This is a genomic window from Acetobacterium sp. UBA5834, assembly GCF_002435675.1.
Taxonomy (GTDB): Bacteria; Bacillota; Clostridia; order Eubacteriales; family Eubacteriaceae; genus Acetobacterium; species Acetobacterium wieringae.
Genome location: NZ_DJGY01000003.1, coordinates 1 through 15,418, shown reverse-complemented (window position 1 = coordinate 15,418; position 15,418 = coordinate 1). Strand labels below are relative to the sequence as shown.

Here is a 15,418-nt window from a genome sequence, read left to right as displayed (position 1 = left end):
TTTTGTTTGTAGTCAATCATATATTTAATCACCAAAAATGACGTGTCGATCATTTAACGGCAACCAGTGGGTGTGGCTATCCTGGCTAAAAAAGGAAGCAATGAGAGAGGGCATCATGAATAATCAACATTTTGTTAACAAGGCTTTTCGCGTATTTGTCATCAACAGTATTCTTTCCTCAGCGGGAGTGGTGCTGGGTACCTTTGTGGATGCCATTATTCTGGGGAACGCTTTTGGAGAAGTTGGACTATCGGTGCTGGCGGTATCAATGCCGATCTACATGGTTTATAATCTGTTCGGTTATGCCTTTGGTGTTGGTGGCTCTCTGAAAGTAGCTGAGGCCATCGGCGCCGAGGATAAAGATGGGGTCAGAGCCTATTTTACCGAGGCATTATTTTTTGCTGCTATCGTTGGTCTGGCCATTGCCGTGTTGGGAAGTCTCTATCTTCCGACCATCATTGGTCTCACCGGCGGGGCCGAAATTGATGCAGCCAGAGACTATATGTGGCCGATTGTCATCACCGCACCGATATTCATTTTGGCGCCGGTAATCTCTCTGTTGATTCGCAGTGATGCTGATCCGTTTTTGTCCACTTTGGGTATTAGCGTCTCGGTGATCGTCAATCTGGTACTGGACCTTATCTTTATTTTTGGGCTGAATATGGGCGTATTTGGTGGCGCTCTGGCGATGATAATCGGACAGTTATGTGCGATTGCCGTTTATGGCATGCATTTTTTAAAAAAGCATAATCATCTTAAATTCGGGCAGACTTCCCTGAGCCCCAAAGCTGGCTATCTGCTTTTTCACGGCGGTTTTGGAATCGCCTCGGCCTTTATTTATCAGGGTATCACCCTGGTCGTCATCAACAATTTACTCAGTGCAACGGTTGGGGTCGGGGGACTGGCGGTTTATAATATTCTCTTTAATGTTTCCTTGTTTGCCTATGCGATCTTTGATGGGATATCACTGGCCCTGGCGCCGCTGGTGGCAACCTTTGCCGGGGAAAAGGATACTGAAGGGGTTTATGACACCATGAGCCTGTCCTTAAAGACCTCGGTTTTGCTTAGTAGCTTATGTGCCCTGTTGTTACTAATTTTGGCCGAGCCGATTGCAGCAATGTTTGGGGTGACTGATAACCTGCCGCTAGTAGCCCAGACCATCCGGATCTTTGCTTTGGGGGTGGTGCAGACCTGTTTTAACTGCGTTATGGCCCATTTTTATCAGACCATTAAGCGGCCGACGCTGGCAGGGATTATTTATTTTTTGCGGGGGTTTTTGCTGCTGGTCGCCTTTTGCGCCTGGTTAATTCCGGCGTTTGGCGTCGTCGGGACAGCACTGGCGATGGTGGCAGCAGAAACCGTGACCATGGTGATCCTGCTTTTTGCGGCCCTGGTGCTCAAAAAACAAGGGGGGTACCGAAATATTTTACTGTTTCGGGAGCCGGTAATCAGTAAAGACAATCTTTATGAAACCACCCTTTCGGCGGATATAAAGGAGCTGGAAAAATGTGTGCTAGAGATCGAAGCTTTTTGTGAACGCCTGGATATCGACAGCAAAAATGCTTACTTTATCAATCTGACCATTGAAGAGCTGGCAGCTAATATCATTAATTTCGGCTTCAATGACGGGAAACCCCATTATATACATATAAAAATTGCCCTGTTTGAGGAGGACATCTACATCAGGCTCCGGGATGACAGCACCAGCTATAATCCCTTTGAAGAATCGGAAAAACCCGATGAAGCCCTGGATTATTTGGGGGTATCGATTGTCCGCAAGAAAGCAAAATCCTTTGCCTATAATCGGACGCTGGTATTTAACAATTTACTTATTATTCTATAAAAAAGGTGGCAAGAATGAAAGATCAAAAGAATATTCGTCGCATCAGCCTAAAAACAAAGTTCGCCTCAGCCAGTATGATTTTGGCACTGGTGCTTTCGCTGGTGATTGTGTTGATTTCCTATTTCAGTTATCGGGACTCAATGTTTAAGCGTTATGAAGAAAATATCACCTCACTCGTCAAAACGGCATCTGTTTTTGTACCGGTGGACAAGGTCAATCAGTACTATGAAACGGGACAGCCTGATGCCGACTATGAGCTATTGATTAAAGAATTTCAGACATTGCAGGAACAGAATCATCTGGAATATCTTTATGCCTATGTACCAACCGCAGAAGGATTTAAGGTGTTTGGTCAGGGAACCACGCCCGGGATGGCCGGTCATTTTGGGCTTGGTGATTTTCTGGGAACGGACTATTATCCCCAGGAAGATATTGACGCTGCCAATCGATTGTTTACCGATCCGGATGCGCCTAAAGTGGTCATCACCAATGAAAGTGAGTTTGGCTATCTGATTTCGGCCTTTAATGTATTAAAAGACAGTGAGGGTAATCCGGTTTTAGTAGTCGGGGCCGATATGTCCATGAAGGAAATCAACGCAACCCTTTTTAAATACATCATTCTGGTGTCATCCATTGCGGCCCTGATCTTAATTTTGTTTATCACCATTTATCTGCTGTTTCTCAATAAGTCGATTATTGATCCGCTACAGGTGATTGTCGATAACGCCACGGATTTTGTTAATACCAATGTTGATGAGAACTTAAGTGAGATTGTGGCTTTGAATATCGATGTTAAAACTGGGGATGAAATCGAAATTCTGGCCGAAGCCTTTAATAAGATGACCAGTGACATTATTCGTTATATTAATGAGCTGACGACAGTCACCTCGGAGCGAGAGCGAATTGAGACCGAGCTTCGCATTGCTACTCTGATTCAGGAAGGGATGCTGCCCCGGAACTTTGAATATCCCGACCGGAACGAGTTTACCCTGTATGCCTCAATGCGGGCGGCCAAGGACGTCGGCGGCGACTTTTATGATTTCTTTTTTGTCGATGATGACCATTTCTGTATTACCATCGGTGATGTTTCCGGTAAAGGGGTGCCAGCGGCACTGTTTATGGCCATGGCCAAAGCCACGGTGAAAGATCTAGTGCTCCGACGCCTGCCGGTGGACGAAGTGATGACCGAAGCCAATGTCACCCTGTGTAATAACAACGAACAGGGTATGTTTGTGACCCTGCTGATTGCCATTATCAACGTCAAAACGGGGGTATTCCAGTGGTGTGATGCCGGTCATGATCCGGCAATAATCTGGAAAAAAGATGGTCAGGTTGAAATGCTGACTGGCAAAAAAGGCTTTGTTTGTGCCGGGATTGAAACGGCCAAGTATAAGATGAATGAATCAAAAATTGAAAAAGGGGATATTATTTATCTCTACACCGATGGAATTCCTGAAGCGAATAATACCAAAAAAGAGTTTTATGGACTGGAACGGCTACAAACATTGGTGGCGGCAAAAAAAGAGCATGATATTAAAGCGCTGTGCGCTGACATTCTTGCGGATGTGGATGAGTTTGCCGATCAGGAACCGCAATTTGACGACATCACCATGCTGGGCTTCAAGCTTGAGGCGTAGCAGATGGAGATCACCATTAAAGTGGGGCAGGAATTGTCAATAGAAGCATTTCAGGCGATTCTTGATCTGGATTGCAAAATTTATGGGGATGACATTTTAACCAATCAGGGGATGGCGTTAAAGCGCTTTGTAAAGTTCCCGGAAGGGATTATTGCAGCATATGAAGGTGATACTCTGGCAGGCTTTATCAGCTTTTTTGGGGTCGATGAATCCGTCTATCAGCGGGCGGTGTCGAATCAGGAATATATCGACGACAATCTGAATGAAAATGAGGTAGTACCGCTGGAGAAAGGAAGGGGTAATTACATCCTGATCCTGGATCTGGCGGTGGATGAGATTTTCCGGCATCAGGGCATCTCGAAGCAGTTGCATGATCAACTCTGGGATTATCTTAAGCAAAAGCAGAATCAGGGCTTCCCAATTGAGCGGGTGTTTTGTTTTGCAATAACAAATGAAGGATGCAAAAGTATGTCAAATTTAGGCGGCCAAGCAATCTGGACAAGAAATCAGACGACTCTTTTTGAACTCGATCAAGAGCTCGTTTTGGGGCAGTTATGATCACAATAAGCGATAAAAAGCTGGATCAACATCGTCTCGAAGAGGTTGCGGCAGTCTTGGGTCAGGCCTTTAAGGGTGATCCCTTGTACCTGGCAGTTTTTCAGAATGAGAAAGATTTATGCCGCTATATCAGACTGATGGTGGAGTACTATAATCGCAATGGCGAAATCCATGTGGCGGTTGTTGACGAAAAAATTGTTGGGGCATCAATCTGGAATCATAAAGGAAAACCTTTTTTTAGTATCCGCAGTGTTTTTGTCAGTGGAATGATTGGTCAAATAATCAAATTTTTTTTACTGATTCAGTTAAAAAGTATGATCCGGCTGAGGAATGAAACCCTGATTACCGAACGCTACCATTATAATCAGGAACATCACTATCTCTTCATGATCGGTTCAGTCTATCGGGGGGCGGGGCGGGCCCTGATGGACTATGCGATTGAAAAATTCAGGGATTGTCCCATCTATCTTGAAAACAGCAACATAAAAGATAATAACTACTTTTATCAAAGGCTTGGATTCCATTCCATCAAGACGATTGAAGTTCTGGGCGTTTTGGTGGATTTGTTGAACAACAGTAAAGGAGATCAGATAAGATGAAGAAATTAACTGTAAATGCATCGACAGATAAGTTGCCGGAGGTGCTTGAATTTATCGATACCGAATTGGAGACGGCTGGGGCCAGTATGAAAATGATCTTTCAGATTGATTTGGCTGCGGAAGAAATTTTTGTGAACATTGCCAACTATGCCTATGCTCCGGATGACGGCAACGTCATCATTCAAGTTGATAATTATGGGGAACCGCCCTTGGTGGAAATTCAGTTTATTGATCAGGGCGATCCCTTTAACCCCCTGGAAAATCCCGATCCGGATATTACCTTAACCGCCGAAGAACGGCAAATTGGCGGTCTAGGGGTGCTGATGGTTAAAAAAAGTATGGATGCCGTAGACTATCGTTTTGAAGAAAACAAAAACATTTTAACCATTAAAAAACTGGTATCCTAAATCAGGCTCTTGTTTTGAGATGAAGAGCAGATAAGAACTAAATACGAGAGCTGGTCGATTTAGGCCGAAAAAAGCACTGGGATTTCTTTGAAACTAATAATAATGAAAAATGGAGGCGATTGATGAAACGCATTTTTATAGGCTTATGCGTCGTAATGATAGTATTGCTGGCCGGATGCAGTCAGACGGTGACGCCCCTTCCACCGGTGGAAACGGCCAAAATTGGAACGCTGATTGGAACCGTGAGCGAATCACTGGCACCAGAAAAATACCCCGAGGCCGAAATCAACCGCTTCAACAATTACGTGGATGAGTCAGCGGCCTTGATGGCGGGAAAAATTGATTATGCCATCATGGATTATGCAACAGCACGAAATTTTGTAAAGAGTAACGAAGGAACCATGGTGTTACCAGAAGCACTGACTGATGAAGTGACAGCAATGGCCCTTAAGAAAGAGAATACGGAGCTTAACCAGAAACTTAATGCGGTGTTGAACCGCTATTTAAGCGATGGCACCATGGAGGAAATTAAAGGTCACTGGTTTCCGGAAGCGGGCGGCGACTATGAAATTGTTGACGTGCCCAAAAATGTCAGCGGCCCGGTATTGCGGGTAGCCGTCACATCCCTGACTGAGCCCCGGTGTTTTGTTCAGGATGGGGAGCTAACCGGGATGAATGTGGAATTACTGAGCCGCATCGCATATGAACTGGGGATGCAGGTCGAATTTCAGGATATGGACTTTAAAGCGATGATTGACAGTCTCCAATCGGGAAATAGTGATGTGGTTGCGGCCATGTATAACACCCCGGAGCGATCGGAAAAGGTCGATTTTACCGCTGGTTATTTTCCCAATCCCCAGGTTTTTGTTGTCAAGGCCGATCGACAGGCAGCAACTGAAGGTGCTCAGAGCAGTCAGAAAACGATCAACAGTTGCAGTGATCTGAATAAAGCTGGCTACACCATTGGCGTACCGGAGGGAACTCCGCCGGAAGAGGTGGCTAAAGAACTGATGCCCAATGCTGACATTTCCTACTTTACTCAGTTTATGGATGGGGTGGCGGCGCTTAAAAGCGGTAAGGTGACCGCTGTGATTTATGATAGCTCTGGGGTTGATCGGATTTTGTTAAGCAACCCGGATCTGGTCAAGCTTGACGAAGAGCTGGGCAATATCGAGATTGCCGCTGTTGTCCGACTTGATGATACGGCCATGAATGAGCAGCTCAATGCTTTTATTAAACAATATCAGGCCGATGGTACGGCAGCAGCGATGGTGAAGCGGTGGATAAATAACACCGGTGGGGAAATGCCGGATATACCCAAGCCCCAAAATCCGGAGAAAAAAATCACGATTATTACCAATGGTTTAACCGAACCGATGAACTATTATGAAAATGGACAACTGACTGGCTTTGATGTTGAATTTATGAAACGCTTTGCCAGTTATGCCAATCTCGATTATGAAATCATTACCATGGATTATCAGGCGATGATTCCAGCCCTCCAAAGCGGGAAGGGCGATGTGATTATTTCTGACTTCTTTAAGACTGATGAGCGGGGGCAAGAGGTGCTCTACACGGATGCCTATGTGGTCTTGCACAACAGTGCTTTGATCAGAAAAGATATGGCGGCAGCGTCAATGGTTGATCAATCCATTAAAACCAATGAGGAGCTGAATGGCAAGCGGGTTGGTTTTATTACCGGGATGGTTCATATTGACAATTTTCGACCACTTTATCAGGCTGATGAATATGAATTCAATGATTTTTCGTCGATGCTTGAAGCGCTAAAATCAAAAAAAATCGATGCGCTGCTGACAAGTCAGTCAAAGGTTGCCGAAATTATTGAGCAGAACCCTGATCTGATTGCATTGCCGCCTTATGCGGATATCTCGTCATCAATCGGAGTCAGTAAGACCAATACCCAGCTCGGCGATGCCCTTGATGCCACGGTTAAAACAATGATCGATGATGGCAGTTTAAAAGCGATGACCGAAAAATGGATGGGCGAAAACGAAGACCAAAAAGTGCTGACGCCGGTTGATCTGACTGGCGAGAAAGGAACCCTGATAGCCGGAGTTTTAGGCGACGATTATCCGTATTCCTATTATAAGGATAACGAACTGGTTGGTCTTGAAGTTGATCTGGCACGTAGTCTGGCTGCCAGGATGGGAATGAACGTGGAGATAAAGCCAATGGATTTTTCAGCGATCATTCCTAGTATCACGTCAGGAAAAATTGATCTGGCCTTCTATCTTGCGTATACTCCGGAACGGGCTGCATCGATTCGTTTTTTGACACCACTAAAGTCTGATCAGGCTGTGGCGATTGTCAGAAATCAGGCAGTGGCTGCTTCGACAGGAGGACAACAATGGGCTGGCATGATAGCGTCATTGGGGGAGAGCTTTAACAAGACTTTTGTTGTTGAAGACCGGTATCAACTGATTTTGGAGGGACTTTCAACGACGATTGTCATTTCGCTGTTGTCATTGCTCTTTGGTAGTTTATTAGGGGCCCTCATCTGTGCGATGTGTCGTTCCCGGGTGGGCCTGATTTCAGGCCTGGCGGTCGTTTATATTCGGCTGATTCAGGGCGTGCCGATTGTTTTGACGTTGATGATCCTTTACTATATTATTTTTGCTTCGGTGGACATCCATCCGGTACTGATTGCGGTGGTTGGGTTTTCGATTAATTTTGCCGCCTATTCGGCAGAAATTTTCAGAACCGCCATTGACGCCACCGATAAAGGGCAGTTGGAGGCTGCCTACGCACTGGGGTTTACCAGAGTGGCCAGCTTTTTTAAAGTCACCCTGCCCCAGGCGCTACGGCACATTCTGCCGATTTTTAAAGGCGAATTTATCAGTATGGTAAAAATGACCTCGGTGGTCGGTTATATTGCTATCCAGGATTTGACCAAGATGACCGATATTATCCGAAGCCGGACCTTTGAAGCGTTTTTTCCACTGGTGGTAACGGCGGCGATCTATTTTGTCATCACCTACCTGTTTATTTTGTTACTGGGAAAGATTGAAGTACAGATTGACCCCAAACGCCGGAAACGGGTAGTCAAAGGCGTTGTTGAGATTGACGCAGAAGTTGTTGAGGTGCAAAAATGATTGAAATAAAAGATCTGTCGAAAAGCTATGGTCAGCTACAGGTGCTAAAGGATATCAACACCGAGATTAAAAAAGGCGAGGTGATCTCGATTATCGGGCCGTCGGGCTGTGGTAAGTCGACTTTTTTGCGGTGCATTAATCTGCTTGAAAAGCCGACTGCTGGAGAAATTTATATTGAAGGGCAGAATATTCTCGATAAAAATGCCGATGTAGCAAAATTACGCCAGAAAATGGGGATGGTTTTTCAGTCCTTTAACCTCTTTTCCCACCTGATGATCATCGAAAATTTGATGCTGGGGCCGGTTAATCTACTCAAAATCCCGCGTCAGCAAGCTTATGAAGAAGGGCTGGCCTATCTGGAAATGGTCGGGCTGCGGTCAAAAGCGCTGGCCTTTCCGGACGAATTATCCGGCGGCCAGAAACAGCGGGCGGCGATCGCCCGAACTCTGGCGATGAAACCCGAGGTGGTGCTCTTTGATGAGCCCACCTCGGCCCTGGATCCGACCATGGTCAGCGAAGTGCTGGGGGTGATCCGCAAGCTGGCATCAACCGGGATGACAATGATGATTGTAACCCATGAGATGAAGTTTGCCCGGGATGTTTCCAGCCGGGTCTTCTATATGGATGAGCAGGGCATTTACGAAGACGGAGTACCGGCAGAAATTTTTGACCATCCACAGAAGCCCAAGACCCGGGCCTTTATCCGGAAGATTTCAGCCTTTGAATACACGGCGGCAGGCAGCGGCTTTGATCTTTATGAACTTAATGCCAAAATCGAAAGCTTCCTTAAAAAACAGATGTTTTCCGATCGGCGGATTATGAATGTCCAGCTGGTTTGTGAAGAACTGGTGCTGGCCATTCTATTGCGGGCCTTTCCCAGAGCCAGTGTCACACTTTTAGTTGAGTATTCGGATTTAAGCGGAGAGATCGCCATCCAGGCCAGTTTTTCCGGGGACGCCTATGATCTGGAGCAGGGCGATGAAAATGAACTATCCCTGGCGATTATCCATAACTATGCAAAATCACTTGACGTTAGTCATGAAGCGGGCCGAAATACGGTTAAGGTAATTATTTAACCAGCCCAACAAAAATAACTCACGTTGCGCTCGACGAACGATGATTTTACCAAACGCCTCCGAATCAAAGCCGATTCGGAGGCGTTTGACGTAGTAAATAAATAGGATTGGCTGCGAAAACGGTTTCAATTCGGCGAGTGATTATGCTATACTGAGGAAAAGGTAAAGCCGACATTTACCCAAATAGATTGAATCAGGGGGATAATAAAATGGCTAACGTGTTTTCTTCAAAGGCCTTAGAGGCCAATCTTAATCAGACCCGGGAAACCCATATTGAAATCCCGGAGCAACAGCAGTGGTTCGGTGAATTATCAAAAGAGTACTGGGGGATTCATAAACGGACCCAGGAATTTTTAATCGAGCTCAATCATAAATATCGTAATAATCGCTATGTCATCGAGTCGCTGCAGACCATTTGTCTGGGTGATATCTGGCTCTATCATGATCTACCGGAGTCAGAACAGGCTTTCACCGTTCTGGTGGAGATAATCCGCTCAGTGCTGCGATCCAAGCTCAAAGACAGCCAGCGGACGCTGCTCAGCCAGGTTCTGATCCGTTTTATGGATCGGCTGGCCAGTTTTGATGCGTATCCCAAAGCGGTTATTTTTTTATGTATCGATGTCCTTAAGGAGGATATGGCTCAGCATGAACTGCTTTATGTCAAGAATTCCGGTGTGTTCAAAATTTATCTCAATAAGGTGGCAGCAGAGCCTGAATTTGCTGAAATTCTGGAAGCGATCGTTGCACATCTTCTGGATCAGTGCATTGATTTCTGGGAGCAAAGCTCTCAGGCTGAGGTTTGGTTTAACTCCCGGCAGAAATTGTTCCCCCATCTACAGGCAACCGATATTGAGGCCATTGGGCAGGCATTTTTTGAAGCCCTCAGAACCCGTCGCCAACAGGCGATTCATTGGCCGGAACTTCAGGAGCAGCTGTTCTTCAATGACATCGCCAACTATTTCCGCAGTTTTTCAGAAAAATTTCCGACTCATATCGAAACCATCTATTATCTGTATTATCTCCTGCATTTACCGGGCATGGCAACTCTGAACGACCATCTGATCTATGATATCAACCGGAATCTGGGCAATATTTTTGATGAACTGGATTCCCAGGATATTACCGAATTTATCAACACCATCATGGCCGAGTTTCAGGAACTCAGGCAGGAGCATGGCGATACCGTGCTGGACTGTCTGCTGACGTTGGGTAAAGAAATCATTGCCACCGGGGATCGAGCCAATATCGATTATTTTACCAAAGCGCTGATCGGACTGGGTTTTAACGCTCCGGGGAAATTAAGTCTCAATAGTGACTGGCAGATTCTGATTGATTCGAACCACGTTAAAAATATTCGGGTCTGGCTGGAATTAATCGAGGAAGATCCTCGGGCGATGCGGGAGCTGTTGGCGGCGCTGATTGTCAACCTCAAGCTGGGGGGGATCTTTATTTCGGACACCGATCTGTTTCAGCGGGATATTACCCGGCTGCTTAACAGTCAGATCACCCCGGTTTACCGCGAAATCAAGCAGCTGGCCCGGATATTTCCGGTCTATTTCAAAGAAATCGGCGCCGAGGGCGAGCTCCGGGATGTGACCACTGCCATTGATGAGGCCTCCCGGCGCAAGGATCGACTGATTCATTTTATGCGCAAACAGATCCATATCGAAAGTAACAATACGCATATTGATCTGGCCCGGAAAATCATTACCTATTGGTATGATGGCAATAAGGAACCGCTAAAGGAGCTGATTCCCCAGGAAATTTATGAAAGTCTTGATCCTCAAAGCAAGTGGTTTAGCCGACCCCATGACACGATGATCGGGCTGTGTCAGGAGCTGGAAACCACCCCGGTTGGGCTGTTACGTCTGGATATTGAGGCGATCCGGGCGGGATTGCACCGGTTTGGTTCGGAACAGGGGCTGGACAACAAGCGGGTACTCGATCTTTTTCGGGTTTATTTCCTGCTGCTGGAAAAGTACTCCTTTGAATTTGATGATGTGCTGGCCATGCTCAGCGGTTACAGCCCCAATCTGACTGGTGATCTGAGTGAATTAAAAAACTGCCTGAAACAAAATGATCAGGAAGCGGCGATCCGCCAGATTTATCAGCATATGAACCGCCTTAAAACGATTATTCTGGATCCCCGTCCCAGCGAAGCCTCTGAAAACATATATTACAAGCGCCATATCGCCGCCGATATTCCCTCGATGTATGGCGAATATGTGGAGCCCAAATTTGATGCACTGGGGCTGATGTATCGGCTCGAACGAACCGTAGTCAAACTGATGACCCAGATTACCCAGCCCTTTAACGCTGAGTACATTACGGCCAAAACCTTTCGTCAGATTTATCATATTCTGCTGCTGTTTAAGGATGGCCTGGAGCTGGACGGAATTGTTAATCAGGGGCTTAATTCTCATCTCGATATGCTGAAATTCGGGCTGGCCTCGCCCAGCTTTTCGATCCATCAATATATCAATATTTTTCAGTTTATGGCCAATGATATCAAACAAATTATCAGCGAATACTTTTTCGATCTTTTTGAGATTCCGATGCGGGTTATTATTCCTCAGATTCTGGTGGCAAAGCAACAAAAAGTGGTTGGCGATGAGCGCCGACTCTATCATATCGAATCTGAGAAATTCCTCCGGGACAACCTGTCAACTGCTTTTTTGGTTCAGGATCTGGATAACTTTATCACCGACACCATCAGCGGGCTGAGAAGCCTGATGAAAAACTATTCCAGTTCCTTTATTGAAAGCATGCTGACATACGACCCGGATATTTCGTTTAGCCTCCTGACCGAAGCCACGCTTGCTATTGATAACCCGGTTTTTCTGGGGGCCAAGGCTTATTTTTTGAAGAAGCTGATCAACTATGGCTTTCATGTTCCGCCGGGATTTGTGATCACCACCGAAGTATTCCGGCACAAGGAAACCATTGAGGGCCATCCGGATATGCGGCGGGATATGGATTGGCAGATCCAAAAACATATTGCAATGATTGAGACGATCACCGGCCAAACCTTTGGCAGTGCCGAAAATCCGCTGTTCTTTTCGATCCGCTCGGGTTCATCCATTTCTTTGCCCGGGGCCATGAAAACATTTTTAAACGTTGGCATGAATGATGAAATCGCGGCCGCATTCAGCCAACAGCAGGGCTATGGTTGGACGGCTTGGGATTGTTATCGGCGCTTTTTGCAGAGTTGGGGGATGGCCTATGGCATTGACCGGGATGTGTTTGACCGGGTGATGCTGGAATATAAACAGCAGTGGGGCGTGACGCTAAAAATCAACTTCAGTCCCGAGCAGATGAGAACCATTGCTTTTAGCTATAAAATGGTTTTAACGGACTATCAAATCGAAATTGAAAACGACCCCTTCAAGCAGCTGAAACAGGCCATTGGCTCGGTTTTGGATTCATGGTTTTCGGAAAGTGCCGTCTACTATCGGGATCATCTGCAGATTGCAAAGGACTGGGGCACCGCTGTGGTGGTTCAGAAAATGGTGCTGGGCAACCGTTCGGCCCGCTCTGGTACTGGGGTGGTATTTACCAGTAGTCCTTTTAACGGCTGCGCCGGGATCAATCTTTACGGTGATTTTGCCCTCTGCAGTCAGGGTGAAGATGTGGTTTCCGGCCTGGTCAATACCCTGCCGATTAGCGAGGCACAAAGAAAACGGGATTATCGGGACAGCAGTCTGTCCTTGGAATCGGGCTTTCCCAATATCTACCAGGCACTGACGCGTTATGCGGTTCGACTGATCGAAGAATATGGTTTTGTCCACCAGGAAATAGAGTTTACCTTTGAGTCTGATAACCCGGAAGATCTATATATTCTCCAGACGAGGAATCAGAACCTCAAAAAACAGACAGCTTTTTCCAGTTTTCTGCCAGCACCCAACGAAATGGAACTGGTTGGTCACGGCATCGGCATGAGCAGTGCGGTGTTGTCCGGGCTTTTGGCCTTTGATATGGCGGATATGGAGGATTTAAAACGACACTGTCCCGAGGCCAAAATTATTCTGGTGCGACCGGATACGGTTCCGGATGATATTCCCTTAATTTTTGTCTGCGACGGGCTGATCACCGCCAAGGGCGGGGTCACCTCCCATGCTGCCGTGGCGGCTGCCAGCGTTGGTAAGGTTTGTATTGTTAAATGTAAGGGGCTGGAAGTCAATGATTCAACCAAAGAATGTACCATCAATGGACATCGCTTTAAATCGGGAGATCCCATCTCCATCGACGGTGGGCTGGGGAATATTTACAAGGGGAATTATGAGATCGGTGAGATTTAAGCATGGGAGTTAACTTGATAATAGATTACGATATAACGAAAACGAATACGAATAAGTGAGATGGTTTTCGTTATATCGAAAACGATCAGTAGAAATAATTGCGAGTTCTTTTTAGGGAAGCGTGTTTGATCGTGACAGCAGAAACAGCCGAAACTCTACGGAGCGTCGATTGAATAAATTCCATCGATCAATTACTATAGTTCATATGGAGGTACGACAATTGGATTGTAATAAGGTAGGCTACCTACTAAAGGCCTTACGAAGCGAAAAGGCGATGACCCAGAAACAGGTTGCTGAGCGGATGCACCTCAGTGATAAGACCATCTCCAAATGGGAGCGGGGCCTGGGTTGTCCAGATGTATCCCTGCTGGGAGAACTTTCACAACTGTTTGAGGTAAATATTGAAAAAATACTATTGGGAGATCTGGAACTGAATGATATGGAAACAGGAAACTTGAAGCGAATAAAATTTTATGTTTGTCCCAACTGTGGCAACGTAATCAGCACCACTGGCGATGCCGAGCTTTCCTGCTGCGGTCGCAAACTGGCACCACTGGTGGCAAAACCAGCCGATGAAAAACACAGAGTAACCATCCAGGATGACGATGGAGAATATTATATTACCTTTGATCACGAAATGACCAAGGCCCATTTTATTTCTTTTGTGGCCTATGTATCAAGTGATCGCAGCTTGTTTGTCAGGCTTTATCCGGAGCAGCCGGCGGCCCTGCGACTGCCGAAAATGAGTGGCGGCAAGCTGAGTAAAAAGTTTGGCAGCAAAATGTACTATTATTGCAGCAAAGATGGTCTTTGGGTGCTGTAAGCAAAATAGATACAGGTTTAGGAGAATTAGGTTTATGGAAACACGATCAAAAAAAGAATTAAAAGAGAACTATAAAAACAGAAGGGTTGTCGGGGGCATTTATGGCATAAAATGCAGTGGAAATGACCGGATTTGGATAAAATCGACCCAAAATATGGTCGGACAACAAAACCGCTTTGGCTTTGCTGTTGCCACGAATTCGTGCCCGGAGCCCGCAATGCTGGAAGATTGGAAAGCCTATGGCGCCAAATCCTTTTCATTTGTCGTTCTGGAAGAAATAAAAAAAGGTGAAACGCAGAGCGAGGCAGAGTTTAGTGATGACATTGCAATATTGCTTGAAATCTGGATTGATAAACAAAAGGAAGAACGAATAAATGAACACGCAATTACATCTCATTGATTTTGAAACCTGGGATCGACGACCATACTTTTATTATTTTACTGAAATGCTGCCGACTGGATTTAGTATGAGTGTGGAGATCGATATGACAGAGGCGTATCATCTAATTAAAAAAGCTGGAAAGAAGTTTTTTCCGGCCTATCTCTATCTGACGGCAAAACTGATTACCGAGCAGCCGGAATTTCGGGTTGCTAAAACGGCCGATCAGCTGGGGTATTATGAGGTCTTACATCCTTCTTATGCCTGTTTTCATGAGGATGACAAAACCATGTCAAATATGTGGACAGAATATGATCCGGATTTTGAAGTCTTTTATCACAACTATATGGAAGATCAAAAACGATATTCTGGGAATCACGGGATTTTGGCCAAACCAGAGCTGCCGCCGCCGAATAGCTTTATGGTGGGGATGGTGCCGTGGACTCAATTTACTAGTTATTCACCAGTCCCCTATGCGAAGGCCGATTATTATTTTCCGATCTTGCAGGCGGGCCGTTTTTTTCAAAAAGAGGGCCGGAAAATGATGCCCTTTTCGATCACTGTTCACCACGCAGTTGCTGATGGTTATCATGTGGGTTTATTTTTGGAAAAATTTCAGGATGCGATGAATCACCCCGAACAGTGGATTGGGCTATGACAAGAGTGTTTTTGACCAACTAAATTG

10 protein-coding genes and 1 pseudogene are annotated in these 15,418 nt (G+C 45.9%); all 11 read left to right on the top strand.

All coding sequences use genetic code 11. The features are described from left to right. The first annotated feature begins 115 nt into the window (after positions 1-115). The 11 genes and pseudogenes from B3F51_RS00330 to B3F51_RS00280 all read left to right on the top strand — a co-directional run bounded on the left by B3F51_RS00330 (position 116) and on the right by B3F51_RS00280 (position 15,391). Positions 116-1,843, top strand: coding sequence for an MATE family efflux transporter (locus B3F51_RS00330; RefSeq protein ID WP_286944819.1), 1,728 nt, complete (start codon positions 116-118; stop codon positions 1,841-1,843). A 14-nt stretch (positions 1,844-1,857) separates the two neighbouring features. Further along, complete coding sequence (locus tag B3F51_RS00325) at positions 1,858-3,480, top strand: SpoIIE family protein phosphatase (RefSeq protein ID WP_286944817.1); 1,623 nt, start codon at positions 1,858-1,860, stop codon at positions 3,478-3,480. A gap of 3 nt (positions 3,481-3,483) precedes the next feature. Continuing rightward, entirely contained in the window at positions 3,484-4,038 is a 555-nt protein-coding gene (locus tag B3F51_RS00320) for a GNAT family N-acetyltransferase (protein ID WP_148638552.1), read from the top strand. Then, the gene (locus B3F51_RS00315) at positions 4,035-4,637 is read left to right on the top strand and encodes a hypothetical protein (protein WP_286944816.1); all 603 of its coding nucleotides are present in this window, start codon (positions 4,035-4,037) and stop codon (positions 4,635-4,637) included. Before B3F51_RS00320 ends, B3F51_RS00315 begins: the two co-directional genes overlap by 4 nt. Continuing rightward, a complete protein-coding gene (locus tag B3F51_RS00310; protein WP_070370794.1) occupies positions 4,634-5,044 on the top strand; it encodes an ATP-binding protein in 411 nt (136 codons plus the stop codon). Before B3F51_RS00315 ends, B3F51_RS00310 begins: the two co-directional genes overlap by 4 nt. A 122-nt stretch (positions 5,045-5,166) precedes the next feature. Then, positions 5,167-8,157: an ABC transporter permease subunit gene (locus B3F51_RS00305; RefSeq protein ID WP_286944815.1), complete on the top strand. Its 2,991-nt coding sequence runs from the start codon at positions 5,167-5,169 to the stop codon at positions 8,155-8,157. After that, positions 8,154-8,870, top strand: a pseudogene (locus tag B3F51_RS00300) (amino acid ABC transporter ATP-binding protein); the annotation flags it as partial. The gene B3F51_RS00305 and the pseudogene B3F51_RS00300, both read left to right, overlap by 4 nt. 572 nt (positions 8,871-9,442) lie before the next feature. Continuing rightward, complete coding sequence (locus B3F51_RS00295) at positions 9,443-13,531, top strand: PEP/pyruvate-binding domain-containing protein (protein ID WP_286944813.1); 4,089 nt, start codon at positions 9,443-9,445, stop codon at positions 13,529-13,531. Between the two features lie 220 nt (positions 13,532-13,751). Then, positions 13,752-14,354 (top strand): helix-turn-helix domain-containing protein, encoded by a 603-nt coding sequence (locus B3F51_RS00290; protein WP_286944811.1) that lies wholly within the window; start codon positions 13,752-13,754, stop codon positions 14,352-14,354. 34 nt (positions 14,355-14,388) lie between these two features. Then, complete coding sequence (locus B3F51_RS00285; RefSeq protein ID WP_228878623.1) at positions 14,389-14,754, top strand: GIY-YIG nuclease family protein; 366 nt, start codon at positions 14,389-14,391, stop codon at positions 14,752-14,754. Continuing rightward, a complete protein-coding gene (locus B3F51_RS00280) occupies positions 14,729-15,391 on the top strand; it encodes a chloramphenicol acetyltransferase (protein ID WP_228878621.1) in 663 nt (220 codons plus the stop codon). Before B3F51_RS00285 ends, B3F51_RS00280 begins: the two co-directional genes overlap by 26 nt. Positions 15,392-15,418: the final 27 nt, after the last annotated feature.

Excerpts from the sequence above, each read along its gene's own strand:
- B3F51_RS00330 (WP_286944819.1), top strand. The coding sequence starts at position 116 with ATGAATAATCAACATTTTGTTAACAAGGCTTTTCGCGTATTTGTCATC.
- B3F51_RS00325 (WP_286944817.1), top strand. The coding sequence starts at position 1,858 with ATGAAAGATCAAAAGAATATTCGTCGCATCAGCCTAAAAACAAAGTTC.
- B3F51_RS00320 (WP_148638552.1), top strand. The coding sequence starts at position 3,484 with ATGGAGATCACCATTAAAGTGGGGCAGGAATTGTCAATAGAAGCATTT.
- B3F51_RS00315 (WP_286944816.1), top strand. The coding sequence starts at position 4,035 with ATGATCACAATAAGCGATAAAAAGCTGGATCAACATCGTCTCGAAGAG.
- B3F51_RS00310 (WP_070370794.1), top strand. The coding sequence starts at position 4,634 with ATGAAGAAATTAACTGTAAATGCATCGACAGATAAGTTGCCGGAGGTG.
- B3F51_RS00305 (WP_286944815.1), top strand. The coding sequence starts at position 5,167 with ATGAAACGCATTTTTATAGGCTTATGCGTCGTAATGATAGTATTGCTG.
- B3F51_RS00295 (WP_286944813.1), top strand. The coding sequence starts at position 9,443 with ATGGCTAACGTGTTTTCTTCAAAGGCCTTAGAGGCCAATCTTAATCAG.
- B3F51_RS00285 (WP_228878623.1), top strand. The coding sequence starts at position 14,389 with ATGGAAACACGATCAAAAAAAGAATTAAAAGAGAACTATAAAAACAGA.
- B3F51_RS00280 (WP_228878621.1), top strand. The coding sequence starts at position 14,729 with ATGAACACGCAATTACATCTCATTGATTTTGAAACCTGGGATCGACGA.